Origin of the sequence: Brevibacterium litoralis (assembly GCF_040212315.1) — a bacterium.
Lineage (GTDB): Bacteria > Actinomycetota > Actinomycetes > Actinomycetales > Brevibacteriaceae > Brevibacterium > Brevibacterium litoralis.
Map to the genome: position 1 here is coordinate 127256 of NZ_JBDIUY010000022.1, position 25930 is coordinate 153185.

28 protein-coding genes and 1 riboswitch are annotated in these 25930 nt (G+C 70.0%); of the genes, 10 read left to right on the forward strand and 18 right to left on the reverse strand.

Annotation, left to right across the window (positions count from 1 at the left end):
- Position 1: 1 nt before the first annotated feature.
- On the reverse strand, positions 2 to 970 hold the full coding sequence (gene truA, locus AAD496_RS08160; protein ID WP_349828162.1) for a tRNA pseudouridine(38-40) synthase TruA: 969 nt from the start codon (positions 968 to 970) through the stop codon (positions 2 to 4).
- Complete coding sequence (locus AAD496_RS08165; RefSeq protein ID WP_349828163.1) at positions 967 to 1569, reverse strand: hypothetical protein; 603 nt, start codon at positions 1567 to 1569, stop codon at positions 967 to 969. The genes truA and AAD496_RS08165 overlap by 4 nt, the downstream gene beginning before the upstream one ends.
- A 187-nt stretch (positions 1570 to 1756) precedes the next feature.
- Between AAD496_RS08165 and AAD496_RS08170 the strand changes: the two genes are divergently transcribed.
- Positions 1757 to 2968, forward strand: a complete 1212-nt coding sequence (locus tag AAD496_RS08170) for a glycosyltransferase family 4 protein (RefSeq protein WP_349828164.1) — start codon at positions 1757 to 1759, stop codon at positions 2966 to 2968.
- A gap of 49 nt (positions 2969 to 3017) precedes the next feature.
- Here AAD496_RS08170 and AAD496_RS08175 read toward each other — a convergent pair whose 3' ends face one another.
- From AAD496_RS08175 to AAD496_RS08210, 8 genes are all read right to left on the reverse strand, one after another.
- A complete protein-coding gene (locus AAD496_RS08175) occupies positions 3018 to 3629 on the reverse strand; it encodes an energy-coupling factor transporter transmembrane component T family protein (protein WP_349828165.1) in 612 nt (203 codons plus the stop codon).
- Positions 3626 to 4390 carry an energy-coupling factor ABC transporter ATP-binding protein gene (locus AAD496_RS08180; protein ID WP_433913747.1) on the reverse strand — a complete coding sequence of 255 codons (765 nt, stop codon included), beginning with the start codon at positions 4388 to 4390 and terminating at the stop codon, positions 3626 to 3628. The genes AAD496_RS08175 and AAD496_RS08180 overlap by 4 nt, the downstream gene beginning before the upstream one ends.
- Positions 4391 to 4497: 107 nt before the next feature.
- Positions 4498 to 5178 carry a biotin transporter BioY gene (locus AAD496_RS08185; protein WP_349828166.1) on the reverse strand — a complete coding sequence of 227 codons (681 nt, stop codon included), beginning with the start codon at positions 5176 to 5178 and terminating at the stop codon, positions 4498 to 4500.
- Between the two features lie 204 nt (positions 5179 to 5382).
- A complete protein-coding gene (guaA, locus tag AAD496_RS08190) occupies positions 5383 to 6999 on the reverse strand; it encodes a glutamine-hydrolyzing GMP synthase (RefSeq protein WP_349828167.1) in 1617 nt (538 codons plus the stop codon).
- Between the two features lie 185 nt (positions 7000 to 7184).
- Positions 7185 to 7628, reverse strand: a complete 444-nt coding sequence (locus AAD496_RS08195) for a DUF3817 domain-containing protein (protein WP_349828168.1) — start codon at positions 7626 to 7628, stop codon at positions 7185 to 7187.
- Positions 7625 to 8548 carry an SURF1 family protein gene (locus AAD496_RS08200; protein ID WP_349828169.1) on the reverse strand — a complete coding sequence of 308 codons (924 nt, stop codon included), beginning with the start codon at positions 8546 to 8548 and terminating at the stop codon, positions 7625 to 7627. The genes AAD496_RS08195 and AAD496_RS08200 overlap by 4 nt, the downstream gene beginning before the upstream one ends.
- An 11-nt stretch (positions 8549 to 8559) precedes the next feature.
- A complete protein-coding gene (locus AAD496_RS08205) occupies positions 8560 to 9699 on the reverse strand; it encodes a GuaB3 family IMP dehydrogenase-related protein (RefSeq protein WP_349828170.1) in 1140 nt (379 codons plus the stop codon).
- A gap of 82 nt (positions 9700 to 9781) precedes the next feature.
- Complete coding sequence (locus tag AAD496_RS08210) at positions 9782 to 10597, reverse strand: aspartate dehydrogenase domain-containing protein (protein WP_349828171.1); 816 nt, start codon at positions 10595 to 10597, stop codon at positions 9782 to 9784.
- 235 nt (positions 10598 to 10832) lie between these two features.
- Here AAD496_RS08210 and AAD496_RS08215 point away from each other — a divergent pair, with 235 nt between their 5' ends.
- Both AAD496_RS08215 and AAD496_RS08220 read left to right on the forward strand, forming a co-directional pair.
- Entirely contained in the window at positions 10833 to 11510 is a 678-nt protein-coding gene (locus tag AAD496_RS08215; protein ID WP_349828172.1) for a nitroreductase, read from the forward strand.
- Positions 11511 to 11618: 108 nt separating this feature from the next.
- Positions 11619 to 13148 (forward strand): class I adenylate-forming enzyme family protein, encoded by a 1530-nt coding sequence (locus AAD496_RS08220; protein WP_349828173.1) that lies wholly within the window; start codon positions 11619 to 11621, stop codon positions 13146 to 13148.
- Here the strand turns inward: AAD496_RS08220 and AAD496_RS08225 are convergent.
- From AAD496_RS08225 to thiM, 6 genes are all read right to left on the reverse strand, one after another.
- Positions 13111 to 13623 carry a hypothetical protein gene (locus AAD496_RS08225; RefSeq protein WP_349828174.1) on the reverse strand — a complete coding sequence of 171 codons (513 nt, stop codon included), beginning with the start codon at positions 13621 to 13623 and terminating at the stop codon, positions 13111 to 13113. The genes AAD496_RS08220 and AAD496_RS08225 overlap by 38 nt on opposite strands.
- Positions 13624 to 13863: 240 nt before the next feature.
- Entirely contained in the window at positions 13864 to 14049 is a 186-nt protein-coding gene (locus AAD496_RS08230) for a hypothetical protein (protein ID WP_349828175.1), read from the reverse strand.
- Positions 14050 to 14204: 155 nt separating this feature from the next.
- Positions 14205 to 14984 carry a TenA family protein gene (locus AAD496_RS08235; RefSeq protein ID WP_349828176.1) on the reverse strand — a complete coding sequence of 260 codons (780 nt, stop codon included), beginning with the start codon at positions 14982 to 14984 and terminating at the stop codon, positions 14205 to 14207.
- Entirely contained in the window at positions 14981 to 15877 is an 897-nt protein-coding gene (thiD, locus tag AAD496_RS08240; RefSeq protein ID WP_349828177.1) for a bifunctional hydroxymethylpyrimidine kinase/phosphomethylpyrimidine kinase, read from the reverse strand. Before thiD ends, AAD496_RS08235 begins: the two co-directional genes overlap by 4 nt.
- Positions 15874 to 16593 (reverse strand): thiamine phosphate synthase, encoded by a 720-nt coding sequence (locus tag AAD496_RS08245; protein WP_349828178.1) that lies wholly within the window; start codon positions 16591 to 16593, stop codon positions 15874 to 15876. Before AAD496_RS08245 ends, thiD begins: the two co-directional genes overlap by 4 nt.
- Positions 16590 to 17537, reverse strand: coding sequence for a hydroxyethylthiazole kinase (gene thiM, locus AAD496_RS08250; protein WP_349828179.1), 948 nt, complete (start codon positions 17535 to 17537; stop codon positions 16590 to 16592). The genes AAD496_RS08245 and thiM overlap by 4 nt, the downstream gene beginning before the upstream one ends.
- A riboswitch (TPP riboswitch) is annotated at positions 17525 to 17623 on the reverse strand. It overlaps the preceding gene by 13 nt.
- Before the next feature lie 180 nt (positions 17624 to 17803).
- Between thiM and AAD496_RS08255 the strand changes: the two genes are divergently transcribed.
- Both AAD496_RS08255 and AAD496_RS08260 read left to right on the forward strand, forming a co-directional pair.
- Positions 17804 to 18679, forward strand: a complete 876-nt coding sequence (locus tag AAD496_RS08255) for an acyl-CoA thioesterase (RefSeq protein WP_349828180.1) — start codon at positions 17804 to 17806, stop codon at positions 18677 to 18679.
- Positions 18676 to 20031, forward strand: a complete 1356-nt coding sequence (locus AAD496_RS08260) for an MFS transporter (protein ID WP_349828181.1) — start codon at positions 18676 to 18678, stop codon at positions 20029 to 20031. Before AAD496_RS08255 ends, AAD496_RS08260 begins: the two co-directional genes overlap by 4 nt.
- 388 nt (positions 20032 to 20419) lie before the next feature.
- Here AAD496_RS08260 and AAD496_RS08265 read toward each other — a convergent pair whose 3' ends face one another.
- A complete protein-coding gene (locus AAD496_RS08265) occupies positions 20420 to 21481 on the reverse strand; it encodes a DUF368 domain-containing protein (RefSeq protein WP_349828182.1) in 1062 nt (353 codons plus the stop codon).
- 246 nt (positions 21482 to 21727) lie between these two features.
- Here AAD496_RS08265 and AAD496_RS08270 point away from each other — a divergent pair, with 246 nt between their 5' ends.
- From AAD496_RS08270 to AAD496_RS08290, 5 genes are all read left to right on the forward strand, one after another.
- On the forward strand, positions 21728 to 22096 hold the full coding sequence (locus AAD496_RS08270) for a hypothetical protein (RefSeq protein ID WP_349828183.1): 369 nt from the start codon (positions 21728 to 21730) through the stop codon (positions 22094 to 22096).
- A gap of 121 nt (positions 22097 to 22217) precedes the next feature.
- Positions 22218 to 22706 carry a hypothetical protein gene (locus AAD496_RS08275; RefSeq protein WP_349828184.1) on the forward strand — a complete coding sequence of 163 codons (489 nt, stop codon included), beginning with the start codon at positions 22218 to 22220 and terminating at the stop codon, positions 22704 to 22706.
- 147 nt (positions 22707 to 22853) lie between these two features.
- Positions 22854 to 23954, forward strand: a complete 1101-nt coding sequence (locus AAD496_RS08280; protein ID WP_349828185.1) for a hypothetical protein — start codon at positions 22854 to 22856, stop codon at positions 23952 to 23954.
- Positions 23955 to 24184: 230 nt separating this feature from the next.
- A complete protein-coding gene (locus AAD496_RS08285; protein WP_349828186.1) occupies positions 24185 to 24421 on the forward strand; it encodes a type II toxin-antitoxin system Phd/YefM family antitoxin in 237 nt (78 codons plus the stop codon).
- Positions 24418 to 24849, forward strand: a complete 432-nt coding sequence (locus AAD496_RS08290; RefSeq protein WP_349828187.1) for a type II toxin-antitoxin system VapC family toxin — start codon at positions 24418 to 24420, stop codon at positions 24847 to 24849. The genes AAD496_RS08285 and AAD496_RS08290 overlap by 4 nt, the downstream gene beginning before the upstream one ends.
- Positions 24850 to 25038: 189 nt before the next feature.
- Here the strand turns inward: AAD496_RS08290 and AAD496_RS08295 are convergent, their stop codons facing one another.
- Positions 25039 to 25923, reverse strand: a complete 885-nt coding sequence (locus AAD496_RS08295) for an NADPH-dependent F420 reductase (protein WP_349828188.1) — start codon at positions 25921 to 25923, stop codon at positions 25039 to 25041.
- Between the last annotated feature and the right edge of the window lie 7 nt (positions 25924 to 25930).

The following is a 25930-nucleotide window of genomic DNA, read 5'->3' on the forward strand; positions in this document are numbered from 1 at the left end:
CTCACTCCGTGTCGCGGCGGGCCTTCGTGCGTTCGACCCGGAGCGCCCACTCATCGGGGTCGTCCGGGTAGTCGATCCGCTCGAGCACCAGACCGTGTGCCGGCATCACGTGCATCGGCCCGAGCTCCGCCTTGGTGGCTGGGGCGGTCGAGGCGGCGGGCGTCCTCGACCCGGCGGGCGTCTCGGCGGCGGTTCCCGGAGGCACCGGTCCTTCCGCGCGGGCCACGAGTTCGGCCGGGCGGGTGACGGGCCAGGAGCCCGTCCCGACCTTCACGAGGGCCCCGACCGTCGCGCGGACCATGTGGTGGCAGAAGGCGTCGGCCGTGATCTCCAGGACGATGACGCCGGCCTCGTCCCGCGTGACGTCGAGTGCTTCGAGCGTCCGGATGGTCGTCGACTCCTCCCGCGGCTTGCAGAAGGGCAGGAAGTCGTGGAGGCCGAGCAGTTGGGTGGCCGCCTCCTGCATCGCCGCGGCGTCGAGCTCCCCGCAGTGGACGACGGTGTCCGCGGTGCGCAGAGGGTCGAGGAAGGCCGATTCGTCGGCGATCCGGTACGTGTAGGTACGGCGCAGGGCGGCGAACCGGGCGTCGAAGGAGTCCGGGACCGCGGCGGCCGCGTGGATCACCACGTCGTGGGCACCGAGATGTCCGAGCACCCCACGCAGCCGGGAGACGAGGGCTTGGGCCGGGGTCCGGCGGGTCCCGTCCTTCCGGGGCCGCCCGGCCAGGCGGTCGAGGGCGTCCCCGGCGAGATCGAGGTGGACGACCTGGCGGCGGGCGTGGACTCCGGCATCGGTGCGCCCGGCGACGACCGTGCGCACGGGTGCACCGCACACCTTCTCCAGGGCCTCTTCGAGGATCCCCTGGACGGTGCGCAGTCCGGGCTGCCGGGCCCAGCCGTGGAAGTCGGTACCGCGGTACCCGAGGTCCAGTCGCAGGCGCGTGGTGTCCGGGGCCGGCTGAGCGGTCATCGACCGCCCACCGGGTCGCGGTCGCCCTGCTCCTCGTCGTGACGGTCGTCTCCGGACTTCACCCGCGGGATCACCCGGGACAGGTCCTGATCCGGGTACTCCTCCCGGTCGAGGACCTCGAGGGGGCCGACACCGCGATAGCGGACGGGCGCCTCGGCGGCGACGAGACCACGGAAGGGCAGGGAGCACGGACGGGCGCGGCGGGCGTTGTGCACGACGACGGCATGGGAGTGGTACCGGACGGCCGCCGCGATCCGGGATTCGAGCGTGGCGAGTTCGGGGAGCAGGTGGGCGGTCTCGTCCAGCTGTGCGGCGGTGACCAGGACCTCCTGGCTCAGCAGGGACTCCGCCGCCCCGATCTCCTCGGGGGTGTGTGCTGCCGTTGCGGCGCGGACGGCCGCGCAGAGCTCCGCGGCGCCCCTCTCCGCGAGGACCGACTGGACGAGCAGGTGGCGCTCCCGGCGGACGTTGGCCAGCTGACGGTGCGCCTCGCGGACCAGGTGCCGCGCCTGGAGGAGCGAGTTGTAGCGGACGGCCATGCAGACGCCGAGAGCGGCGAGTGCGAGGACGACGAGGAGGACGACGACCAGGACGAGCATCCTGCGACCTCCCCTTCTCACGGGCCGGTCGGTCGACCGGCGGCGGACATACGTGCGACGGGCACCGACCCGTCCCACCCCGCACCGGTGCCGGGCTCGGTGAGTTTATCGGGAATTCTCCACCTGTTTCCAGAACCGTGTGTTTGCGCACATCCGTTCCTCATCCGCCCGGCGTCCAATGAGAAGCGTGAGAACAGCGATCGTTGCCGAATCGTTCCTGCCGCAGACCAACGGTGTCACCCACAGCGTGGTGCGCATCCTCGAACACCTCGCCGAGCGGGGCGACGAGACCCTCGTCATCTGCCCGGGTGAGGGCCTGGTCGAACACGTCGAGCACCCCGCGGAGGCCTTCGGCGCGAAGGTCGTCCGCGTGCCCTCCTTCGCCGTCCCCGCCTACCGCAAGGTGCGCGTGGCCCCGGGGACCGTGGCCCGGGTCCGCCGGATCCTCAGCGAGTTCGACCCCGACGTCGTCCACCTCGCCTCCCCCTTCGTCCTCGGCTGGCGCGCCGCGCTCGCCTGCCAGGACCTCGGCCTGCCCTCGGTGGCGGTCTACCAGACGGAGGTCCCCGCCTACGCCGCCCGCTACGGCATGCACGGCGTCGAGCAGGCCCTGTGGAACCACGTGCGCAACCTCCACCAGCACGCCTCGCTCACCCTCGCACCCTCCAGCTACACGATCGACCAGCTCACCGATGCGGGCGTCTCCGAGGTCCGGCTGTGGGCCCGCGGGGTCGACTCCACCCGCTTCGATCCCTCGCACCGTTCCGAGGAGTGGCGGCGGTCAGTCCTCGGGTCCGCCGCCGAGGCGCCCTCGGCTCCCGGCAAGAAGATCGTCGGGTTCGTGGGCCGACTGGCCGTCGAGAAGCAGGTCGAGGACCTGCGCGCGATCGCCGATCTCCCCGACGTCCAGCTCGTCATCGTCGGCGAGGGACCCCAGATGCCCCGCCTGCGGCAGGTGCTGCCGGACGCCCACTTCACCGGGTTCCTGGGCGGCGACGCCCTGGCCCGCGCCGTCGCGAGCTTCGACCTCATGGTCGCCCCCGGTGAGTTGGAGACCTTCTGCCAGACGATCCAGGAGGCGATGGCCTCGGCCGTGCCCGTCGTGGCACCGGCCCGCGGCGGTCCGCTCGACCTCGTGCGGTCCTCGCACACCGGGTGGCTCTACGCCCCGGGTGACCTCGACGCCATGCGCCGCCACGTCCAGGACCTCGTCGGTGACGACGCCAAGCGCCGTGCGATGGGCCGCTCCGCCCGCGAACTCGTGCTCGGCCGGTCCTGGAAGAGCGTGTGCAACGAACTCGTCGGCCACTACGCCTGGGCGATCGAGAACCCCGCACCCCAGGTGCTCGGCCGCTCCCTCACCGGCTTCCCCCGCTGGGCCCAGGACCGCGTCGGCTGAACCGTTCAGTGGGCGCTCCCTACCTGTCGACCGGGCGCTCCCGAACCGCTCAGCCGAGGCCACGGGCGTCGAGTGCCTTGCCGACCCTCTCGGCGTGGGCGACGGTGCCGAGGACGACGGGGACCGTCCGGGCGCGCAGGTCCCGGTCGAGTCCCCGGGCCCGTGCCGCGTCCCCGGCGGTCGCGGCGAGACCCGCGATGTGCGCGATGCTCCGGATCATGAGGGCCGCGGCGAGTGCGGGACGTTCCGGTGGTACGCCGAGGCGTCGGATCCCCGGCCACCCGAGCGGGGCGCACAGCAGCGCGAAGAGCGCCAGGATCTCCCCCTGGGAGGTCGTGAGCATGAACAACCCTGCCGCACCCACACAGGCGAGCAAGGTCGTCGACAAGGTGAGCGCCGCCCACGGCCCGACCAGGAGCCCCTGGACGAGGAGGACCGCGAGGACGAGCACCCACACCGCGCGATAAGGCCGCAGCAGGTACCGCCACGGGATCCGGGCCGTGGCACCCACCGAGCACACGCCGGCGATCACCAGACCGTTGACCCAGGGCTCACGCACGAGCAGGACGACGATCCCGAGCACCACGAGGACCGCGAACCGCACCGGCGTCGGGATGCGGTGCAGCCAGGTGTCCATCGGGACGTGCTGCAGGAGTTTCACCGCTCCGCCGCCCCCTCCTGCTCCGCGGGGGCCGCGCCGTCGGCGAACCCCGCATGGCGCGCCGCGATCCGGGCGCGGTAGGTCTCGATCGCGGCGGCAGGGTCGCCGTCGAGGACGACCTGCGCGTCGTCGACGAGGATCGTGCGGTCCGCCGCGGCCGCGACCTCGAGGTCGTGTGTGGTGAGCAGGACGCGCAGTCCACGTCGCCGGACGAGGTCCTCGAGAGTCCGCCGCAGGAGCAACGTGTTGTGGAGGTCGAGCAACGTCGTCGGTTCGTCGAGCACGAGGACGTCCGGGTCGAGAGCGAGGACCGAGGCGAGTGCCACGAGTTGCCGCTGCCCGCCGGAGAGCTCGTGCACGCTGCGCTCGGCGAGGTCGGCGATCCCGAGCCCGGCGAGCACCTCGAGGGCACGGGTGCGACGGGTGGCGCGGGCGCCTCGCGAGCGGCCCGGGTGGGGCCGTCCGAGGGAGAGCTCGACGTCCTCGACGACCGTGGGCATGACGAGCTGCGCGGCGGGGTCCGTGAACACGAAGCCGACGCGGCGGCGGACCTCACGGCCCGCCCGCACGGTGTCGAGTCCGCCCACCGTCACGGAGCCCGTGGTCGGCGCGGTCAGCCCGTTGACCAGGGACAACAGGGTCGACTTGCCGGACCCGTTGGCACCGATCACCGTGACGACCCGTTCGTCCTCGGCCCCGAACAGGGTGAGGTCGGTGGGTGCCAGCAGGGTACGGCGGTCGGGCGTACCGTCGGGTGCCAGGTCCTCGACGACGACCGAGGCGCCCGTGAACCGGACGGTCGCGCCGTCCCCGGCGGGCGCCTCGGCAGCGGAGTCCCCGGAGGGCGTGCGCCGTGTGGACCGTGCGGTCACGGGCGGCGGAGGATCTGCGGGAAGGCACGGTGGACGAGCGCGGCGAGCAGACCGCCGAGCAGGCACTTGATGACGTCGCCCGGCCAGAAGGGCATGTCGAGGAACAGGGCCGCGCGCAGGTCGACGCCGAGCACCTGGCTCATGCCGAGGATGCCGAGCGGGTGGGTGGTCGCGAAGCTCGCCACCAGGGCACCGAGCGCGAGGAGCAGGCCGAGTACCCAGACCCGACCCCGGTGCACACGTCCGAGGCGGCGCAGGACGAACAGAGAGACGAGACCGCACACGAGCGCGAAGAGCGGGAAGGCGAGCAGGTAGCCGACGGTCGGCCCGGCGAGCACGCCCACTCCCCCGCTGAACTGGGCGAAGATCGGCACACCCAGGAGACCGACGGCCACGTAGAGGGCCGCCGCGAGGAAACCGCGGACCGGGCCGAGCACGAGACCGCAGAGGCCCACGGCGAGGGTCTGCAGGGTGATCGGCACGCCGCCGGCCAGGGGGATCCCGGGCATGAGCGCGAAGACGGCGATGAGTGCGGCGAAAACCGCGACATAGGCGAGATCGCGGGCGGGTGAGCGCCGGGTCGTACGGCGATCGGTGGCGGCCGCGGCAGGAGCGGCACCGGCGGTGACAGCGGTGGCACCGGCGGTGGCACCGGCGGTGGGAGTCGTCTCGTTCATGCCCGGAAGGCTACCTGAACAGTGTTCAGGAAGGGAAGTGCCGAGCCGTCGAGTGGGCGCTCCGTACCCGTCTACCGGGCGCCCCCGCACGGTGCGGGAACGACGACAGGGCGCCTCGTGCGCGGATGTGCGGCACGAGGCGCCCTGTCGATGGCGAGGGAGCGCCCACTCGACGGGTGGGGAGCGCCCACTCGACGGTTCGGGTCACTCCCACTCGATGGTGCCCGGGGGCTTCGAGGTGATGTCGAGGGTGACACGGTTGATCTCGTCGACCTCGTTCGTGATGCGGTTGGAGATGACCGCGAGCGTGTCGTAGGGGACGCGGGTCCAGTCGGCGGTCATCGCGTCCTCGGAGGACACCGGGCGCAGCACGACCGGGTGACCGTAGGTGCGGTGGTCGCCCTGGACACCGACGGAGCGGACCTCGGAGAGGAGGACGACCGGGCACTGCCAGATCTCCCCGTCGAGACCGGCCTTCGTGAGTTCCTCGCGGGCGATCGCGTCGGCGCGGCGGAGGATGTCGAGCTTGTGCTCGGTGACGTCGCCGATGATGCGGATGCCCAGGCCCGGGCCCGGGAAGGGCTGGCGGGAGACGATGACCTCGGGCAGGCCGAGTTCGCGGCCGACGGCGCGGACCTCGTCCTTGAAGAGGGCGCGCAGCGGCTCGACGAGGTCGAACTGCAGGTCCTCCGGCAGGCCACCGACGTTGTGGTGGCTCTTGATGTTCGCGGTGCCGCTGCCGCCACCGGACTCGACGACGTCGGGGTAGAGCGTGCCCTGGACGAGGAAGTCGATGGACTCGCCCTCGCCCTCGGCGGCCTCGGCCACGAGGTCGGCGGCGGCCTGCTCGAAGGTGCGGATGAACTCGCGGCCGATGATCTTACGCTTGGTCTCCGGGTCGGAGACCCCTGCGAGCTCACCGAGGAACTGCTCGCGGGCGTCGACGGTCACGAGGCGCACGCCGGTCGAGGCGACGTAGTCCTCCTCGACCTGCCGGCGCTCGTCCTGGCGCAGCAGTCCGTGGTCGACGAACACGCAGGTGAGCTGGTCACCCACGGCCTTCTGCACGAGTGCGGCGGCGACGGCGGAGTCGACACCGCCGGACAGACCGCAGATGACCTTCTTGTCGCCCACCTGGGCGCGGATCCGGGCCACCTGCTCGTCGATGATCGAGGAGTTGTCCCAGTCGGGCGCGAGGCCCGCGACCTCGTAGAGGAAGTTCTCGATGACCTTCTGGCCGTACTCCGAGTGGAGGACCTCCGGGTGCCACTGGACACCGGCGCACATGCGCGCGACGTTCTCGAAGGCGGCCACCGGGGTGTCCTTCGTGGCGGCGAGGACCGTGAAGTCGGCCGGCGCCTGGGCCACGGAGTCGCCGTGGGACATCCACACCGTCTGGTCGGCCGGCTGGTCCTTCAGCAGGCTGCCGGTCTCGGTGACCGTGACCGGGGTGGAGCCGTACTCCCGCTTGTCCGTGTGGGCGACGGAACCACCGAGCGAGTGGGCCATCACCTGGAAGCCGTAGCAGATGCCGAGCATGGGCACCTGCAGGTCGAAGACCCCGGCGTCGAGCGAGGGCGCGCCCTCGGCGTAGACGGAGGAGGGCCCACCGGAGAGGACGATCGCCACCGGCTTCTTGGCGGCGAACTCCGCCGCGGTGGCGGTGTGCGGGATGATCTCGGAGTACAGGCCCGCCTCACGCACACGGCGTGCGATGAGCTGGGCGTACTGGGCACCGAAATCGACGACGAGGACGGGAGGGACCGCCGTGCTCGCGGGCGTGGGGTCCGCGGCAGGGGCGCCGGTCGAAGACTGGGTCATGCGCCCGATTCTACCGACGCCGGTCGCCCCAGGCCCCTCCGGGGGCGCGAGGTGACCGGTCTCACGGCTCCCCTCAGGCGCCGCGAAGGCGCCGCGGGTCGAGAGTGCCGTCAGCGCAAGGCGGAGGAGCGAAGGAGTACGTGGGTTTTGTACTTCGAGCGATCGACAACGCAGCGCTGGCGGTGCTATCGGCCCGCGGCGGGGGCGATGACCACGACGTCTTCGAGTGTCTGTTCCGCTTCCTTGTGGAGCTTGCGCTCCATGAAGAAGGAGAGGACCGGCACGACACCGGCCAGCGCGAGGACGACCAGGCGCCCGATCGACCACTTCATCTGCGTGTTGAGCCAGAAGCAGGAGATGAGGTAGACGACGTAGACCCAGCCGTGGGCGATCGGGACGGCCCGCCCGAGGTCGAAGGGGCCGAACACGAGCGCCGAGGGGTCGTCCCGGAAGACGATGTACTTGAGGATCATCTCGACGCACATGATGAGGAGCATGACGCCCGTGATGATCGCCATCGGGCGGTAGAACCGCAGCGCGTTGCGCGCCGAGGTGTACCGGTTCACCGTCCAGGCGGTCGCCGGGTCGAAGTCCGGCCGTGCGTCCATGTCGTGATCGTCGGTGCTCATCGTCCGCCCTTCGTCCGTGTCCCCGCGGTCGTCCGTCCCGCGGTGGTGAGTTCCCTGGTCCCGGCCGGTTTCACGACCACGTACTCCACCGGGCCGCCGGCGCCGTGACCGGATGCCTCCGCCGCCTGGGTGCGCCGCTGGTGGGCGTCCCGCAGCAGGCTGAACCAGATGTAGAGCGCGAACCCGGCGAAGAACAGCCACTCCACGGCATAGGCCGCCGACTGCAGGTCGAAGCCACCGGTCGTCTGCTTCTCCAGGCCCACGTGTTCCAACCCGTCGACCGCTTCCGAGGCGCCCGGCCCGGAATCGTACTCCGGGAACAGGTACCCCGCGTAGGTGTACACGTCGAACATGTTGACCAGCTGGGCGGTCGCGACGGTCCGGAGTTGTCCCTCCGGCAGGTCCTCGGTGCTCGCCGGCGCCTCGTTGACGCCGACCCGGGCCCGCATGGTCACCTCGCCGGTGTCCGCACGGGAGGACATGGCCGTCTCCTCGTCGGCGGTCCACCCGCGGACGACGGCGATGGCGACCTCACGGTCGGGCACCTCGGGCTCGCTTTCCGCTGCCGGGTGGTCGCCGACGGCAGGACCGAGCGGGGCGTCGTCCGGGGCGAACATCGTGACGACCCAGTAGCCCTCCTCGCCGTCCTGCAGGCGGCCGGGGATCACGACCTGCATGTCCGGCAGGTAGTGGCCGGTGAGGTCGACCATCTGGTCGGAGAGCAGAGACGGCATGGGCACCTGGGCGTCCATGACCTCGGCGAAGGGACGCGGGGTGTCGACGTCCTGGGCGGCGATCGCGTCGTTCTTGTGCTGGGCGCGGTCGACCTGCCAGGCGGACAGCCCGACGAAGGCCGTGGCGAGCACGAGGACGAGCGCCAGCAGTGCGAGCCAGCGCGGGGTGAGGGCGAGCCGGAGCATGGCGGTGCGGCTCAGACCTCGACGTTCGAGGGAGTCTGGTACGGCGAGACGACGACGTCGACGCGCTGGAACTCCTTGAGGTCGACGTAGCCGGTCGTCGCCATCGCCTTGCGCAGCGACCCGGCGAGGTTCATCTCACCGATGGCGGAGTGGCCGGGACCGTTGACCAGGTTCTCCAGCGGGGCGATGGTGCCGATCTCGATCCGGCGACCGCGCGGCAGACTGCGGTGGTGCGCCTCGGGACCCCAGTGGAACCCCTTGCCGGGCGCCTCCTCGGCGCGGGCGAGCGCGGACCCGAGCATGACGGCGTCGGAGCCCATGGCGAAGGCCTTGACGATGTCGCCCGAGGTGCCCAGACCGCCGTCGGCGATCACGTGCACGTAGCGGCCACCGGACTCGTCCATGTAGTCACGACGGGCGGCGTGGACGTCGGCGATCGCCGAGGCCATGGGCACGTGGATGCCGAGCGACTGGCGGGTGGTCGAGGTCGCTCCGCCGCCGAATCCGACGAGCACGCCGGCGGCACCGGTGCGCATGAGATGGAGAGCGGCGGTGTAGGTCGCGGCACCGCCGACAATGACGGGCACGTCGAGTTCGTAGATGAACTGCTTGAGGTTGAGCGGCTCATCGCCGGTGGAGACGTGTTCGGCGGAGACGGTCGTGCCGCGGATGACGAAGAGGTCGACGCCCGCCTCGACGACGGTGCGCCAGTGCTCCTGGGTGCGCTGCGGGGTGAGCGAACCGGCCACGGTGACGCCGGCGTCGCGGATCTGCTGGAGCCGGGCGGTGATGAGCGCGGGCTTGATGGGCTCGGCGTAGATCTCCTGCATGCGGGCCGTCGCGGTCTCCGCCGGCAAGGAGGCGATCTCGTCGAGGTACGGCTGCGGGTCCTCGTAGCGGGTCCACAGGCCCTCGAGGTCGAGCACGCCCAGGCCACCCAGACGCCCGAAGGCGATGGCCGTCTCCGGGGACATGAGGGAGTCCATCGGGGCGGCGATGAAGGGGAGGTCGAACGTGTAGGCGTCGATCTGCCAGTCGATCGACACGTCCCGGGGGTCGCGGGTCCGGCGGGCCGGGATCACGGCCACGTCGTCGAGTGTGAATGCGCGGCGCCCGCGCTTGCCCCTGCCGATCTCGATCTCGATGCTCACCCGCACAAGGGTACTAGAGGGGCGGGGCCGCGTCCCTTCCGGGAGTTCCCAGGTGCGGGAGGATGTGGACGGTCGGGCGGCGTCAGGCTCCCACGAGTCCGCGGAGGGTGTGGAGCACCGCGTGCGGGACGGCGCCGCTGGAGCGCGGGTTCGCCGGCGAGGGCCGGTTGCGGATCGTGAAGTCGTACTCCCCCGCGGGGCCGGTGGCGGTGATGTGGTGCGCGGTGAGGTCCGCACCGGGGTCGGCCACGAGCTCGACCCGCACGAGGTCCCAGTCGTCGACGGCCAGCGCGAGCGCGGCGGCGACGTTGAGGGAGGAGGGGAACAGCCGGGCCGCCTCGGCGACGGGACCGGCGAAGACCGACATCGGGCCCGTCGCCTCCCGCAGGCGCACCGTCTCCCCCTCGTCCATCCAGTCCTGGACGAGCGCCCCCGGCTTCTTCGTGGTCCGCAGGGTCACCGACCCGAAGGGCGCCATGTGGGTGGCCGCCGCGAGCACGTCGAGTCCACCGACGGCACCCGCAGTGACGCCGAGGCGCCCCGGCCCCGTCTGCAGACGTTCCCGGAGACCGGGGTCGGCGAGTGCACCGACGGCCGTGACGAGGAGCGTCCTCCCGCTCTCCACGACCGCCGGTCCGTGGTCGCGCAGGGCCTGCTGCCCGGCGGCCTCGACGACGAGGTCCGCGCGGTCGAGGGCCTCGTCGAAGGGGAGATTCGGTGCCGGGGTGTCGGCGTGGGGTGTGCGCGTGACGACCGCGACGAGTTCTGCTCCGGGCACTCCCCCTGCGGCCAGGTCGGCGGCGACGACCGCACCGATCGCCCCGTGTCCGATGACGGCGACGCGGGTGGGCGCGATGGACGGACGGGCGGTGGGGCCGGTGTGTGGCGCGGACGTCATCGGGGCTCCTCGGTGGCGGTCGGCGATCGCCCTCCATTCTCCAGCACTCCCCACCGGCCTGCACTCTCCACCGGACTGCACGGTCCACCCGCCCGAGGTGACGTGCGACACTGTGGGCGAATGCGTGGCCCTCCCACCAGGGACGGGTCACGTGATGAGTCGGGGCCAGGGCGCCTCGGCAGCGGTCGGCGGAACCGCGGACCGGACGACACATGCGACGAAGGAGTCACAGGACGTGAAGTATGACGAGGTAGTGCACGGCAGGCGGAGCATCCGCGGGTACCAGGACCGGCCCGTCCCGAAGGAGGTGCTGCGCGAGGTCATCGAGATGGCGATGCGGGTGCCCTCGTCGATGAACACCCAGCCGTGGCACCTGTACGTCATCACCGGCGACGTGCTCGACCGGATCCGGGAGGGCAACACCGAGCGCAACCTCGCGGGGGTCCCGCACTCGCGGGAGTTCCGTGTCACCGAGGGCTACGAGGGCGAGCACCGCGACCGGCAGGTGGGGATCGCCAAGCAGCTGTTCGGCGCGATGGGGATCGAGCGGCACGACAAGGACGCGCGCCTGCAGTGGGTGCTGCGCGGGTTCCGTCAGTTCGACGCGCCGGTGTCCGTCATCATCACCTACGACAAGGAGCTCGCGGGCAACGACCTGGCACCCTTCGACTGCGGGGCGCTCGCGAACGCCCTGGTGAACGCCGCGTGGTCGCGAGGCCTGGGCTGCGTCATCAACTCACAGGGGATCATGCAGTCCCCGGTCGTGCGGGAACACGCGGGCATCGCCGACGACGAGGTCATCCAGATGGCGATCGCCATGGGCTACCCCGACGAGGAGTTCCCCGCGAACGCAGTCGTCTCGACCCGCAAGGGCATCGACGAGGCGGTCGTCTGGGTGGGCTTCGAGGACTGAACGTCGTCGGCGGCGCGCGGCATCGTGCGCGGATCGTGATTGAATACCCGCAATGTGTCACCGGTCACAGAGTCGTGACCAGCAGTCCACGAATCCAGGAGCCGTGCGATGAAGCTCGGAACGATGCTCGATGCGACCGTCCGCCGCGATCCCGCCAAGGAGGCCCTCGTCTTCGGCGACGAGCGGTGCACCTACGGACAGTTGAAGGAGCGTGCGCTGCGGGCGGCCGCCGTCTTCCGGGAGGCCGGGTTGGAGCCGGGCGACACGATCGGGATCATGACCTTCAACGTGCCCGGGTTCGTCTACGCGGCGTTCGGCGCCTGGTATCTGGGCCTCACCGTCGTGCCCGTCAACCACAAGATGCAGGCACCCGAGGTCGCCTACACCGTCGACCACTCCGGTATGAAGCTCGGGATCGTGAGTGCGGAACTCGCCGAGATCGCCCGGGCCGGTGGGCCGGACATCGACTGGTGGGAGACGGAGGCTCCCGAGGCGCCCGGCGGTTTCGACGCCCGTCTGGCCGCGGCCACCCCGCTGACGGAGGACGAGCTGCCGGAGTTCACCGACGAGCAGGTGGCGCAGGTGCTGTACACCTCGGGCACGACGAGCTCGCCGAAGGGCTGTGTCCACCCGCACCGGAACATCGCCGGGGTCGCGCAACTCATCACCCTCAACATGGCCTACGTGCCGGACGACCGGTACCTCATGTGCATGCCGATCTGGCACTCGGCACCGCTCAACATCCTGCTCATGCCGATGGTGTTCATCGGCGGGACCGTCGTGATGATGCGCGAGTACGACCCGGTCGAGTGCATGGAGATCCTGCCGCGGGAGAAGGTGAGCGTGTTCTTCGCGCCGACCGTCGGGTACGTCGCACCCATCCGGGTGGCCGGGCAGATGGGACGCGAATTCGCCGACTACGACCTGTCCAGCGTGCGGATCTGGAACTACGGCGGGGCGCCGATCGACCGGGAGACCGCGCAGCTACTCATCGACACGTACGGCACCGACCAGTTCTACAACCTCTTCGGCATGAGCGAGATGGGACCCACCGGGTGCATGCTCCGGCCGGCGGACCAGCTGCGGAAGGCAGGGTCCGTGGGCCGCGAGGCGATGTGGGGCAACGCGATGCGCGTGGTGAAGGCCGACGGCACCGAGGCCGGACCCGGGGAGACGGGCGAGATCTGGTTCTCGGGAGACTGCCGGATGCGGGAGTACCTTCACGATCCCGAGGCGACGGCCCAGGCCTTCGAGGGCGAGTGGTACAAGTCCGGGGACGTCGCGCGGATCGACGAGGACGGATATCTGTACATCGTCGACCGGATGAAGGACGTCATCATCGTCGGCGGGGAGAACGTCTTCTCACTGGAGGTCGAGGAGGCGATCATCGCCCACCCCCGTGTCGTCGACGTCGCGGTCGTCGGGCGGCCGGACCCGGAGTGGGGCGAGCAGGTGGTCGCCGTCGTGACGACCGGTGACGGCGAGGGGATGGAACTCCACGAGCTGCGCGACTTCCTGTCCGAGCGGATCGCCCGCTACAAGCTGCCCCGGCAGATCGTCGTGACCCCGGAACTCCCCCGGAACCCGAGCGGCAAACTGCTCAAGCACCGCCTGCGCGACCAGGTCGTCGAGGCGTGAGGCGCGTGACGGGAGCGAGAGCGAGAACCGCCGCCGCGACCTGGCAGACCACCGCCACCCACAGGAGAGAGACCCAGCTCGTCGGTCGTCTGGCGATCATCCCGCCGATCGGCTGTCCGGTCCGGGGGTCCGCACCGTCCCACATGATCGTGCCGTCCTGGAGGCCCATCCAACCGGCGGCGAGCACCAGTGTGCTCGCCGCGAGATAGACGGGAAGTGATCCGACGACCTTTGTCCCCACGGTTCGGGCCCGGAACTTCCACACCGCGACCGTGGCGAACCCCGTGAGGACGACTGTCGTGTACACGAGGAACGACACCGGATGTGCCGGGTTCTCGAGAACTCCGTACGGAAGCAGGTCGTGGTCGAAACTGCTCTCTGCCGGGAACACGTCGACGAGGCGGACGCATGCCGCGACGGATATCCCGACGAGAGCGAGCGTCAAGAACACCGTCCGTACGATCCTGAGCACCATGACCCCAGTGTTCCAGCGGAGCCCAGCCACAGGGCCTGCCGCCAGGTGACAGGATCGCCACGACGCCTGGCTACGAGCTCGATGTCGTTCCACGAAGCTCTTGTCCCGTAGTCGTCCGTGACTGCGAGACAAGAGCTCTGCACAACGACATCAAGCTCGTCATCCCGGGTCACTCGTCATCCCTGGCCGCTCGGTACCCACCCGGCCGGCACCCGGGCCGCCCGGCCCGACCTCACCGGGTCAGATACCGGACTGGTGTTCCTCCATGATTCCGCCGGCGAGCAGATTGAGGACGGCCGACTGCGCTCCGCGGTACGAACCCATCGCGACCATCGCGTCCTCCCCGTCCGCCGCGACCCTGTCGGCGAGACCCGCGATCTCGATCCGGTGCTCGACCCGCTCGTCCTCGGCCACCTCGAACGTCACGGTGAGCGTCAGGAAACACCCGGATGCAGCCTCATGGTCGATTGCCGCACCGATGCCCGGCAATCACGGCGGACCACCGGGCATCGGCACGGTAATCGACATCGAGGTTGCAGCGTAGACGGCCGAACCCACGAGGCCCGGGCCGAGAACCGCGCTCAGTCCCAGTTCTGGAGGTGGTGGGCGGTGTCCCAGAAGTGGCGTTCGAACACCGTCGCGCGGACGAAGGCACGCTCCATCCGCTCGCGCAGGGCGTCACCGGCGGGGCCTTCGCCCGCCTCGGCCGCGAGCTTCTCGTACACGCCGACCGCCTGGACGACCGAGGCGTCGAACTCCGGGGAGTCGTAGGTCCGGATCCACGTGCCGTAGGGGTGGGTATCGAGCGACATCCGCGTCCCGGACGCGTGCGCTTCCTCCGCCCGCGCCACGAGCACCTTCCCCACGTGGGCGTACACCCAGAAGCAGGGCAGCACCGCGGCCACACCCACGGGATAGGGCTCCGTCGCCGCCGTCGCGACGAGGAAGGACGCGTACCCGAGCGCCGTCGGCGAGGCGTGCGTGACCGGATCCGGCGCACCCGTCCCGGGCACACCCTCGTCCGGGCGCCCCGCGAACCTCTCCACGAGCCCGACGAACCGGTCCTCGGCCAGGAGGTCCTGGTGCATCTGCTGTTCGACGGTGATCGCCTCGCCGGCGGCCTGCGCCCAGAACCGCGTCTGGTCCTGGTCACCGGCCCGGGCCGCGAGCAGGCTCATGGCCCGCGCATAGGCGTCGAGGTAGAACTCGTCCTGCACGAGGTAGTTGACGAAGGGTTCCGGTTCCAGCGTCCCGTCGAGGAGTTCCTGCAGGTAGGGCAGCTGCTCGATCCGGGCGACCTCCTCGGCCACCCGTTCCCACACCCGCGCCGAATACGGCCCTGCCGAAAAATCCGTGGTCATCGTGTTCCTCCGTTCGCTTCCGCTTCCGTCCCCACCAGGTCGACGAGGTGGTCGACCGGTCCGTTCGCGCCCTCCGGATGCCGGGAGATCCGCCAGTCCGCCGCCGAGGCGAGCGCCCGCGTCAGGTACTCCCTCCCCGCGACGACCGCCGCCTCCAGGTCCGCACCCTTCGCGAGTTCCGCCGTGATCGCGGCACTCAGCGTGCACCCGGTGCCGTGCGTGTTCCGGGTGTCGATCCGCTCCTGCGGGTACTCCCGCACCAGGGTGTCGTCCCCGGCCCTCGCCACGAACAGGTCGACCATCCGACCGGTCTCCAGGTGGCCACCCTTGAGGAGGACCGCGCGGGCGCCTCGGGCGAGGAGTTCGTGGGCCTGCGCCCGCATGCTCTCCAGGTCGGTCGCGACGGCCACGTCGTCACCGAGCAGCAGGGCCGCCTCCGGCAGGTTGGGTGTCACGAGGTCCGCGCGGGGCACGAGTTCGGTCCGGACCGCCTGGACGGCGTCCGCGTCGAGCAGCCGGTGGCCGGAGGTCGACACCATGACGGGGTCGACGACCAGGCGTCCGAGGTCCCGTTCGTCGACGGTGCGGCACACGAGTTCGACGAGGGAGCGAGTGCCGAGCATCCCCGTCTTCGTCGCGTCGACGGGCAGGTCGTCGGCCACGCTCGCCACCTGGTCGGTGACGAAGTCCTCGTCGATCCCGTACACCCGCTGCACGCCGTGTGTGTTCTGCGCGACGAGCGCCGTGATGACGGTCGTGCCGTAGACGCCCCGGGCAGTGAAGGTCTTGAGGTCCGCATGGATCCCCGCCCCGCCCGAGGGGTCGGTCCCGGCGATCGACAGCGCGATCGGCGGCCGCAGGCCGCTGTCGTCCGGCCGTACACCACCCGTCACCGCGCACCTCCCAGGTACGCCGCGCGGATCGCGGAGGCTGCGGCCCGGGGGTCGTCGGCGGTGCAGATCGCGGAGACCACGCAGATGCCCACGACGCCCCGCGCGGCGAGCCCGGCCGTCCCGAGTTCCGCGGCACGCGCCGCATCGATCCCGCCGATGCCCACGCTCGGCAGCCCGGCCACACCCGCGAGTTCCGCCAGTCGCACCGGACCGAGTCCGGACGGCGCATCCGCCTTCGTCGTCGTGTCGTAGACCGGCCCGATCCCGAACATGTCGACGGCCCCGGTCGCCCGTCCGGCGGCGAACTCCTCCGGGGTCGCCGCCGAGAGCCCGATGAGCGGCTCGTCGCCGAGCAGTCGGCGCACCTCGGCGGGGTCCATGTCCGACTGCCCCACGTGCACGTGCACGCGCTCACCCGCGTCGAGGAGATCCCGCGCGACGGCCACCCGGTCGTTGAGGAACACCGGCACCTCCCGGTCGATCCCGTGCACCGCTCGGGTGCGGGCCACGGCCGCGAGCACCTCGTCGGCGAGCGCCCGGAAGTCGGCGTCGGACACGTCCTTGTCACGCACCTGCACGACGTGGGCACCGCCCGCGACCGCCTCGGCGACGGTCGCGGCCACGCTGCGTCCCGCACCCGCGCACTGGGCCGTGTCCGTGACGATGTAGAGGGTCGGGTCAACGCCGCCGAGGCGCTCCGCACTCGCCCCACTCACGCGCGGATCCCCTCCGCTTCGTCGGCCGGAGCCGTGACGGGCACCTCGGCGGTCTCGAGGTCGACCCGGACGGCGCCGATGTCCTCCGCGGAGACGGTGTACAGCGCGTCGAGGAAGGCGGTGGCGTAGCTGCCGGGCGCCTGGGCGAACCCGGCGGCGCGGGCACCCGCGGCGGCGAAATGCGCGTGGGCGGCGACGGTGGCCCAGAAGGCGGCGTCCGCGTCGAGGGTGCCGGCCTCCCCCAGTTCGTCGGAGGCCTTCGCGGCACCCAGGTAGGCGGCGACGGTCGCCCCGAGCGAGCAGCCGGTGCCGATGACCAGCGGCATGAGTTCGCTGCCGCCGTGCACGCGGGCCACCTGTCCGGTCGCGGCGGCACCGGTCGCGGCGACTCCGGTCCCGTCGGAATCGATGCGCACGATCGCGTCGACCTCACCGGAGACGCCGACGACCCCACCGGTCCGGTCGGCCAGCGAGAGTGCGGCGGGCAGGACGGCCTCGACGGAATCGGTCGAGTCGACGCCGCGACCACCCAGGCCCATCCCGGCGAGCGCCGCGACCTCCGAGGCGTTGCCGCGCACCGCGGTCGGACGGCGGGTGGCCATCGCGCGGATGCGGGAGGTGCGGTAGTCGATCGCGCCGACGCTCACGGGGTCGAGGACCCAGGGGGTGCCGATGTGGTTCGCGACCTCGACGGCGGCCTCCGCGCCGAGGAACTGGTGGCTGGTCGCCGTCCCGAAGTTCACGAGCAGACCGTTCGCGATGCCGGCGAACTGACCGGCGTCCGCCTCGTGGTCGAGCATCGCGGGGCTGGCACCGGCCGCGAGCAGCGCGTTCGCCGTGAACTGCTGGACCACCGTGTTCGTGATGCACTGGACGAGAGGCGTGTGCTCGGCCACGGCGCAGGCCGCGGTGGTGAGCATGAATGAGGGGTCAGTGTTCTCCATGACCATCCCTTCGCTGGTGTTAACCGGATCAGGTTCGACGGGTGTGTTCTCAGCCGGCCTCCGTGCCGGCACCCCGTGTCACTGCCCGCCACCGTACACCGGGACGTGGCCCGGGGCACGTCGGCCACCGCGCGCGAGGCGCCCCGGACAGGGCACCTCGCGCGCGGTGTCCGCGTGGGTCCGGCGGGTGCGGGCACGGACGAGGCGGGGCCCTGATTGTGACCCCGATCGCGCCGGGTGCCCGGGACCTCGGTAGGATCGCGGGCATGAGCACGACGCCCGACGACCTCACCGGCCACGTCCATCCCGTCGAACCGCGGGACGACGACGTGTTGTTCGGTCACAACGACCTCGAGGGGTCGTTCCTCGACCTCATGGACCTGGAGACGATCGACCCCAACATCTTCCGGGCCAACTACGTCTTCGAGGAACCCTGGGCGCTCTACGGCGGCCAGGTCGCGGCCCAGGCCCTGCTGGCGGCGGCCCGCACCGTCGAGGAGCCCGCCCGCCTGCCGCACTCGCTGCACGGCTACTTCCTGCGCCCGGGCAACGCCTCGGAGCCGACGATCTTCCAGGTCCACCGGGACCGTGACGGCCGGTCCTACTCGGCCCGCCGCGTCGTCGCGCTGCAGAACGGCAAGGTCATCTTCAACATGTCGACCTCCTTCACGGAGGGCACCGACTCCCCCGACCTGCAGGAGTCGACGGCGGCCTCGCGCGGGCCGGTGCGGATGGGCTCGGAGTCCAAGTTGCCGCGCATGTTCGACTTCATCGGGCGGACGACGGACCAGGACTACGACGTCGAGGACTACCCCGTCCGGTTCTGGGGCACGTGCACCGCGGACCTCGGCGACGACCAGTTGCTGCACGCCGTGGCGCTCACGTACATGTCCGACATCTCCAGCGGGGTCGGCGCCTTCAACACCGAGGAGTGGAAGAGCGGGTCGAGCCTCGACCACTCGATGTGGTTCCACCGGCCGGTCGACATGAACGCGTGGAACCTCGTCGACTTCTTCCCCCGGTCCGTCGCCCGGGGTCGTGGCCTGTACACCGGGGACATCACGGACGAGCGGGGTGCGCTCGTCGCCTCCGTCGCGCAGGAGACGCTGTACCGCAAGCACGTGAAGACGCTGCCGAAGTGAGTTCGTCCGCGGTCGGCACGCGTCACGCCGACCGGCCCCGGGGTGGGCTCGTCGCCCTGTGTGTGGCGGTGACCGTCAACTGGGGCATCCTCTTCTACGGGCTCCCGACGGCCGTCGTGCCGATCGCCGCGGACACCGGGTGGTCGCAGACGGCCATCACCGGGGCGTTCTCCGCGGGGCTCGTGCTCTCGGCCTTCCTCGGGATCCCGGTCGGGCGGTGGCTCGACGTGAGCGGGCCGCGCGGGATCATGACCGGGGGTGTCGGGGTCGGGGCCGCGGCGCTGTTGCTCGTCGCCTGGTCGCCGCACTACGTGGTCTTCGCGCTCGCATGGTTGATCGTCGGTGCGGCCCAGACGGCCACCCTCTACCCGCCGGCGATCGCGGTGATCACCCGCTGGTACGGGGCGCAGCGGGTCCGGCCGCTCACGCTCCTCACCCTGTTCGGGGCCTTCGCCTCGACCGTGTTCTCGCCGATCACGGCCTTCCTCGTCGAGGGTCTCGGGTGGCAGGCGGCCTTCGCGGTGCTCGCCGGCCTGCTCGTCGTGCTCTCCGGGCCCCTGCACTGGTGGTTCCTGGGCGCCCGGTGGACGGATGTCGGCGCGGAGTCTGCACCCGGCGCGGGGACCGCGGCCGGTGCGGGGTCCCGACCGCCCCGAAATCCTTCACGGCCCTCGGAATGTCGTGACATATCGGGGGCCGCGGACGATATCGGGGCGGAAACCGCCGGCGAGGTGCCGGACTCCGACGCGGCGCCGGAGTCCGAGGGACTCTCCGAGAAGGCCCGCACGAAGGCCGAGATCCGCGCGGTCGTCCGGGATCCGCGCTTCGTCCTGCTCCAGGCGGTCGCGCTGCTGGGCGGATTCGCGCTCTACACCGTGACGATCAACCTCATCCCCCTTCTCACCGGGCGTGGGGTCGACTACACGCTCGCGGCGACGGTGCTCGGACTCGTCGGGGCGGGCCAGGTGCTCGGGCGTCTGGCCTATCCGTTCCTGTCGGTCCCCGGACGTCCGGCCTGGCGGGCGATGACCGTCTACGCGTTCGGTGCGGTCTTCCTCTGGTTGCTCGCGCTCCTGCCAGGGCCCACCTGGCTGCTCGTCGCCTCGGCGATCGGAGCGGGTGCGGCCCGCGGGTGCGACACTCTCGTGAAGGCGACCGCGGTGGCCGATCGTTGGGGCACCCGGAACTTCGGGGCGATCAACGGCCGGTTCACGGTGCCGCTCACCATCGGCGCGGCACTCGCCCCGGTCGCCGGACCCTTCCTCGCCACGCTGTTGGGCGGCTGGTCGACGATGGCGATCGTCATGGCGGCGATCCTCACGGCCGCGGTCGCCCTGGCCTCCCGGACCTGATCCGCACTCGATACCGTGTCGCACCGGTCCCACCTGGAGAAACGCTCCGAACGTCCCCGCCCTCGCTCGGAACCGGGTCACCGGGTATTCAGCAAGGTTCGACGGCACCCTCGAACGCGAAGGAGAGCAGGAAGTCGCGTTGAATCGCGGGCCACAACACATTCGTGTCGAGAACTGCGGTGGACATGAGTGCACTCGATCAATTGGCCGCATGCGCACGTCGCTCCGCGGCCACGAGTTTTCGGATCTCTCGAAGCTCGGCAAGTACCTGCTCCTTGTCGTCCTCCGGACCGTAATCTCCCATGATGTCGTCGAGAGCGGCACGCTGTTCCTGCCGCCGGGTCTCCCGGTATTCGAGGCCATCAATTCGGAAGGCCCCAGGAGGGACTCACACCCGGCGCCCAGTGTCCGTCTGCGGGTCCTTCGCGAAACGGCGCTCCAGCCACACGCCGATGCCGACGAGCAGGCCACCGGCGAGGACGAGGCCGAGGACGGGGAGCACCTCGGCGGCGGGGATCGTGACGAAGTCACGGTTCTCGTCCTGCCAGGGCCAGAGTGCGCGCAGACCGCCGGCCATGAGACCGGTGATGACGACCATCGTCACGTGATGGCGGGTGGCCAGCAGCTTCCGGAGGCCGAGGACGATGAGGACGCCTCCGGTCGCGGCACCCAGGAAGAACAGGCCGAGGTAGCCGAGGTCGCGGTCGTTGACCGCCTCGATGGTCGGGGCGTAGATGCCCAGCGACAGCAGGATGAAGGAGCCGGAGAGACCCGGGAGGGCGAGCGCACACACCGCGACGGCCGCGCACAGGAGGATCGTCACGGGGTTCACGGCGATGTTCTGCGGCGGCAGGGAGACGGCCACCGCGGCGACGAGCGCGACGACGACGAAGGAGACCCAGTCCCGCGGACGGAACCGACCCGCCAGACGGATGGGCACGAGCAGCGAGACCGCGACCATCCCGAAGAAGGCCGCACGCATGTACACCGGATGTTCGTGGAGCAGGAACTCCATGAATCGCGACATCGTGAGCAGGCCGAGCACCATGCCGACGGCGAGCGGCCCGAGGAGCAGCCATTCGACGGTCGCCAGACGGCCCAATCCGGAACTGCGGACGGCAGGTCCGCGCCACAGGCCGGAGACGAGCTCCCACACGCCCGCGATCGCGTTCGTCGCCGAGGCGATGAGCCGCTCGTAGATCATGACGACGAGCGCGACGGTCCCACCGCTCACGCCGGGCATCGCCTCGACCATGCCGATCAGTCCGCCGCGCAGGGTGTTCGCGACGATCTCGGGGACCGGGCGCCGCCGGACTCTCGGGGCCGGGTCCATCGGGACGGTCGCGGGATCGGCCGACCGCGCGGCCGTCCCGTCGGTGCCAGGGAGTGCGCCACAGCCGGGATGGTCGTCGGCGGGCGTGGGGCGATCGGGGGTGTCGGGTCCGGTCATGCCCGAAAGCCTAGCGAGCGCACCTCGGCCCACCTGCCAGCGAGGACTCGGGAACGAATGATGATCAAGTACCAACAACTTTCCAGTCCGATCGGAAGACACAGTAAACCACAGCATCCAACAACTTGCGATTTTATCGATTATCATGATTCCAACAAAAGAACAATACCCAATTGTATTGAATTCTGATCTAATCGACACCACTGTGGAAGCCAGGCACCACACCATCACTCCCGAAGAAGCCTCATGATTCAGTCAATCAAGCGCACAATCTCCATACTTGCAGTCTCGATCCTCATCTCAACGTCCGCGGCCTCTGCAGCACACTCCAGCACAATCCAAAAGATGGCGCCGCCAGACTGCAATGCCTTCTTCCTGCAATACAAGGGAAACACTCTGACCACAGCAATGTTCTCCATAGTCGGTGTCGACGCAAGTCGGTGGCTCACAACCTATGAAGTCGTCGAGATGGCTTGGGAGAACAACTCAACAACTCCAAGACCCTCCACATTGGACCCAATACCGACCGATTCGACTCCGGAATCCTCGATCAGAGCGACAAAGATAGCATCTTTGTCGAGGTTACCATTCGAGATAATGTGGGAGGAAGAGTGATTTGCATTGAGTCTCTTTATGAAGATATTTCATGACACTTGAGAAATTCTGCGTTTTCGGGTTCTCCGAACCCCGGCACCCCCCGGGCGATCACATCCGACACCACGCGGTTCAGGACGGCATGGACGGCACCGACTTCGACGAATTGCTCTACCGGGGCCCGACCGCCCGGGTCGAATCCATGGTGACGACTCTCACCGAGCCGAACGATGCGTTCACGTCTTCGCGCGGCGAGCCGGGCGAGGCTGCCCGTTCGACGATCCTGAGCCTTTATTCTGGCGCGTCCGACTCGATCAAGCAGTGGATCCACAGCCTCATTCGAGCTGAGCCGGCAGACCCCGACCTCCGACACGACGTCATGTTCCACATCGACGGAATATCGACCGCCGGCCACATGTGGTTCACGGACGAGGCATTCGGAGGAGAAGTTCGCCTGGACCGCTACAGCATCGGAGTCGGTGGTCACGGCCGGTTCGACCCATGGGCGCTGAACCTCCGGACGATGACCGGCAACGACCTCGATCTCTTCGCGTTCCCGTCGATGCCCGCGCGCGACGGCACGAGGATCATCAACCGATTCGGCGAGCGCACACTGGACTCTTCCTCGTAGGCCCCGGCGGAACGATGCCGGCGGCGCGTGGCACATCGGGCGCCACCCTGTCCGACTCAGCGAGGACTCGGGAACGGATGATGCCCCGATACCGATATCGGGATTTCCCCACCTCCACGGGTGTCAAGTGCGCTTTACAGTGACGGCATGGACACGCACACGACCACCCCGCAGCCGATCTGGAAGACCCTCCTCTGGATGGGCCACTGGGCACTCCGCTACCTGCTCGCCGGCGTCATGCTCGTCTACGGCTGGTCGAAGGTCGTGCTCGGGCAGTTCGGCACCCTCGACTACTCGAACGCGCTCACCCAGTACGGCGAGATGAGCCCGATGGGCCTGTTCTGGCGGTTCTTCGGGTACTCCGAGTTCGTGCAGATCACCTCCGGCCTCGTCGAGGTGCTCGCCGCCGCCCTCCTCCTCTTCCACGGCACAGCATGGTTGGGCGGACTACTCATGACCGCCGCGTGTGGTGCGGTCTTCGCTTTCAACATGGCCTACGACATCCCCGTCAAGCAGAACTCGCTCGCCTACACGGTCATGGGCCTCCTCATCGTCCTGCCCTACGTGCCCGTCCTCCTGCGTATGCTCCGCGGCCGAGGCGCCCCGCCCCTCCCGACACCCCGCCCGATCCCCTGGCCGAAGGTCCGACGTGTGACCCGCTGGGTCGGTGGCGCACTCGCGGTGCTCATGATCGTCGGGTCCGCCCTGCCCTTCGTCTCCGGCGCCTTCTACGGAGCACGACCGACACCGGTCGATTCCGAGCTCCCGGGTGTCTACCGCGTCGTCGCGGACTCCCGCGAACCCGCGGCACAACTGGCCGAGGACACGCGCTGGCAGATGGTCTCCTTCGGGGAACTCGTCCGGGCCCCGGGTGCCACGGCGGCGGCGACCGCGGACGGCGGCACCCCGGATGTCGACGCCTACGGTGAGGACGCACGAACCGTCGGGATGGAGCTGCGACTGGCCAACGGCGACTACCGCAGTGGCATCGCGACGATCGACGGCGACGTGCTCCACGTGGAACTCAAGCGTCCCCGCGCGGGCGATTTCGGCACCCTGGAACAGCGCGAGGACGCCTTCGACCTCGACTGGACCGCCGACGGGCCCGACCGGATCGCCCTCACCGGAGAGACGACCGACGGCACCCCGGTCGACGTCACCCTGGAGATCGACCCCGAGCTCCAGTACCTCCACCACAACGAGATGCACTGGTGGCCGGACTTCTCGAACGGCGCGATCAACCGCTGAGCCCGGAACACCGGCGCCCCGGCACCACCCAGCCGGGTCCCGGCACCGCCCGCGAAAGTGAGATGCAGGTTCCGCCTCGAGATGTGAGCCGCGCAGGCTGCATCTGAAGGCGAATCCTGCTTCTCAACTCTGTGCTCCGTGTAAGGACCGGACGTTCCCGCTTCAGCCTTGCCCCGCAGCTGCACACGAGTACCATGTAGGAACATACCTACAATGGCGGAGGTGGCGACATGACGGCAATCAGCGCACGCGAGTTCAACCAGGACGTCAGCGCGGCCAAACGCGCAGCGGACTCCGGACCCGTGGTGATCACCGACCGTGGCGAACCCGCGTACGTCCTGCTCTCCATCGCCGAATACCGTGCCTTGCGACCTGCGCGGAGCCTGCTCGAGACGCTGCAGACGGACGACGACATCGATTTCACCCCTGTGGTCTCACGCGACTTGCCCGAGGCAGCCGACTTGTGAACCATTTGCTCGACACGAACGTCATCAGCGAGCTTCGCAAGAACACGACTCGGATCGATCCCGCAGTGGCGTCCTGGGCTTCCACCCTCGACGTGGAGCTCCAGTTCCTCAGTGCGGTCACCGTCTTCGAGCTCGAACTGGGCATCCGGCGGATCGAACGTCGCGACGAACGCCAAGCCGCGGTTCTGTGGCGCTGGTTCGACAGCGCTGTTCTCGATGCCTTCGCCGGCCGAATCCTTCCCGTGGACCTGACGGTGGCGCGAACGGCATCACGATTGCACGTACCGGACCCGCGCCCGGAACGCGACGCCTTCATAGCCGCGACCGCACTTGCACACGGACTCACCGTCGCTACACGGAACGTCGCCGACTTCGGCCCCACAGGAGTCGCCACAGTGAATCCGTGGGACAGCTCCACGCCGGACTGACGGTGCCCCGATGTGGCGCCGCACTCTCACCGCACCCCGCCTGAACTGAGATGCAGGACTTCTTGTGAGATGACGTGCTCGAACACGTCATCTCACAAGAAGTCCTGCATCTCACTTCGGGGTCCGGGTTCGGCCGCCGGTCGGTCAGCATGCCTCGGCACGACCCTCGCCGTCCGACCGTCTGCGGGATCAGGCGCCGACGGCGTGGAGCGCACCCGCGGAGTGGAACCCGTGGTGGGTCCGGCCGCGGATGTCCCGGAGTGACGGGTGTGCCGCGAGCTCCCGGGCCACGAGCGCGGCCAGGGTGTCGCGGTCGTGGACACCGTCGAAGACGGGGGTGCCCGGTTCGAACACGCGCCCGGCGGCCAGGGGTCCGGCATCGACGGCGTCGAATCCGAGACGGTCGAGAAGCGCCGCCACGACATCGCGTGCACGCGGGTCATCACCGGCGACGGCCTGCGCGCGACGTTCCGCGAACACCCGCCCGGTCGGCCCCGTCCGAGCAGGCTCCATCCCGGCCGACTCCGACCCGACGACCAGGGAGCTGGACACCGGCCGGGAATCACGTTCGATGTGCGCCCCGGCGATGTGGTTGAGCGTCTTGACGACGCGAGCACCCGCGAAATGACGCTGCACGTCCTCACTCGTCCCGGTCCTCCGCGGGGTCGTCACCCCGCGCTCGACGTCCTGGGACGGTGGCGCCCAGTGATTCATCACGTCGACGAGGGTCCGGCCGGTGAAAGGCACGGGGTCGACCGACCACGCGGCGTCGAGCGGGAGTGCGAGGACGACGAGGCCGGCCTCCGCCAGATCATCGGTGGCGACCGCACGCACGCGCGCACGCTCCGAGGTCGAGGCCCCGAACATGGCGTCGAGGCGCGCCTCGATCTCGACGGGGTGGGACCGGGCAGCGACGTTGACGGCGTATCCCGCTCGCAGAGCGGTCCGGAGCACCGCACCACCCACACGCCCGAGCCCGAGCACCCCGAGCGTCGGCGCCGGAATCGAGGCCGACGCGATTGCAGGAAACGCAGAGCTGCCGGGAACCGTCGAGGGCCCGGACACCACGCTCATCGGGACA

What these genes read in the sequence shown, in the direction of transcription:
- AAD496_RS08165 (WP_349828163.1), bottom strand. Translation starts at nt 1,569, where the DNA reads ATGCTCGTCCTGGTCGTCGTCCTCCTCGTCGTCCTCGCACTCGCCGCT.
- AAD496_RS08235 (WP_349828176.1), bottom strand. Translation starts at nt 14,984, where the DNA reads ATGACCACGGATTTTTCGGCAGGGCCGTATTCGGCGCGGGTGTGGGAA.
- AAD496_RS08270 (WP_349828183.1), top strand. Translation starts at nt 21,728, where the DNA reads ATGATTCAGTCAATCAAGCGCACAATCTCCATACTTGCAGTCTCGATC.
- guaA (WP_349828167.1), bottom strand. Translation starts at nt 6,999, where the DNA reads ATGACCCAGTCTTCGACCGGCGCCCCTGCCGCGGACCCCACGCCCGCG.
- AAD496_RS08265 (WP_349828182.1), bottom strand. Translation starts at nt 21,481, where the DNA reads ATGACCGGACCCGACACCCCCGATCGCCCCACGCCCGCCGACGACCAT.
- AAD496_RS08275 (WP_349828184.1), top strand. Translation starts at nt 22,218, where the DNA reads ATGGACGGCACCGACTTCGACGAATTGCTCTACCGGGGCCCGACCGCC.
- AAD496_RS08280 (WP_349828185.1), top strand. Translation starts at nt 22,854, where the DNA reads ATGGACACGCACACGACCACCCCGCAGCCGATCTGGAAGACCCTCCTC.
- thiM (WP_349828179.1), bottom strand. Translation starts at nt 17,537, where the DNA reads ATGGAGAACACTGACCCCTCATTCATGCTCACCACCGCGGCCTGCGCC.
- AAD496_RS08210 (WP_349828171.1), bottom strand. Translation starts at nt 10,597, where the DNA reads ATGACGTCCGCGCCACACACCGGCCCCACCGCCCGTCCGTCCATCGCG.
- AAD496_RS08220 (WP_349828173.1), top strand. Translation starts at nt 11,619, where the DNA reads ATGAAGCTCGGAACGATGCTCGATGCGACCGTCCGCCGCGATCCCGCC.
- AAD496_RS08285 (WP_349828186.1), top strand. Translation starts at nt 24,185, where the DNA reads ATGACGGCAATCAGCGCACGCGAGTTCAACCAGGACGTCAGCGCGGCC.
- AAD496_RS08255 (WP_349828180.1), top strand. Translation starts at nt 17,804, where the DNA reads ATGAGCACGACGCCCGACGACCTCACCGGCCACGTCCATCCCGTCGAA.
- AAD496_RS08195 (WP_349828168.1), bottom strand. Translation starts at nt 7,628, where the DNA reads ATGAGCACCGACGATCACGACATGGACGCACGGCCGGACTTCGACCCG.
- AAD496_RS08225 (WP_349828174.1), bottom strand. Translation starts at nt 13,623, where the DNA reads ATGGTGCTCAGGATCGTACGGACGGTGTTCTTGACGCTCGCTCTCGTC.
- AAD496_RS08200 (WP_349828169.1), bottom strand. Translation starts at nt 8,548, where the DNA reads ATGCTCCGGCTCGCCCTCACCCCGCGCTGGCTCGCACTGCTGGCGCTC.
- AAD496_RS08295 (WP_349828188.1), bottom strand. Translation starts at nt 25,923, where the DNA reads ATGAGCGTGGTGTCCGGGCCCTCGACGGTTCCCGGCAGCTCTGCGTTT.
- AAD496_RS08185 (WP_349828166.1), bottom strand. Translation starts at nt 5,178, where the DNA reads ATGAACGAGACGACTCCCACCGCCGGTGCCACCGCCGGTGCCACCGCT.
- truA (WP_349828162.1), bottom strand. Translation starts at nt 970, where the DNA reads ATGACCGCTCAGCCGGCCCCGGACACCACGCGCCTGCGACTGGACCTC.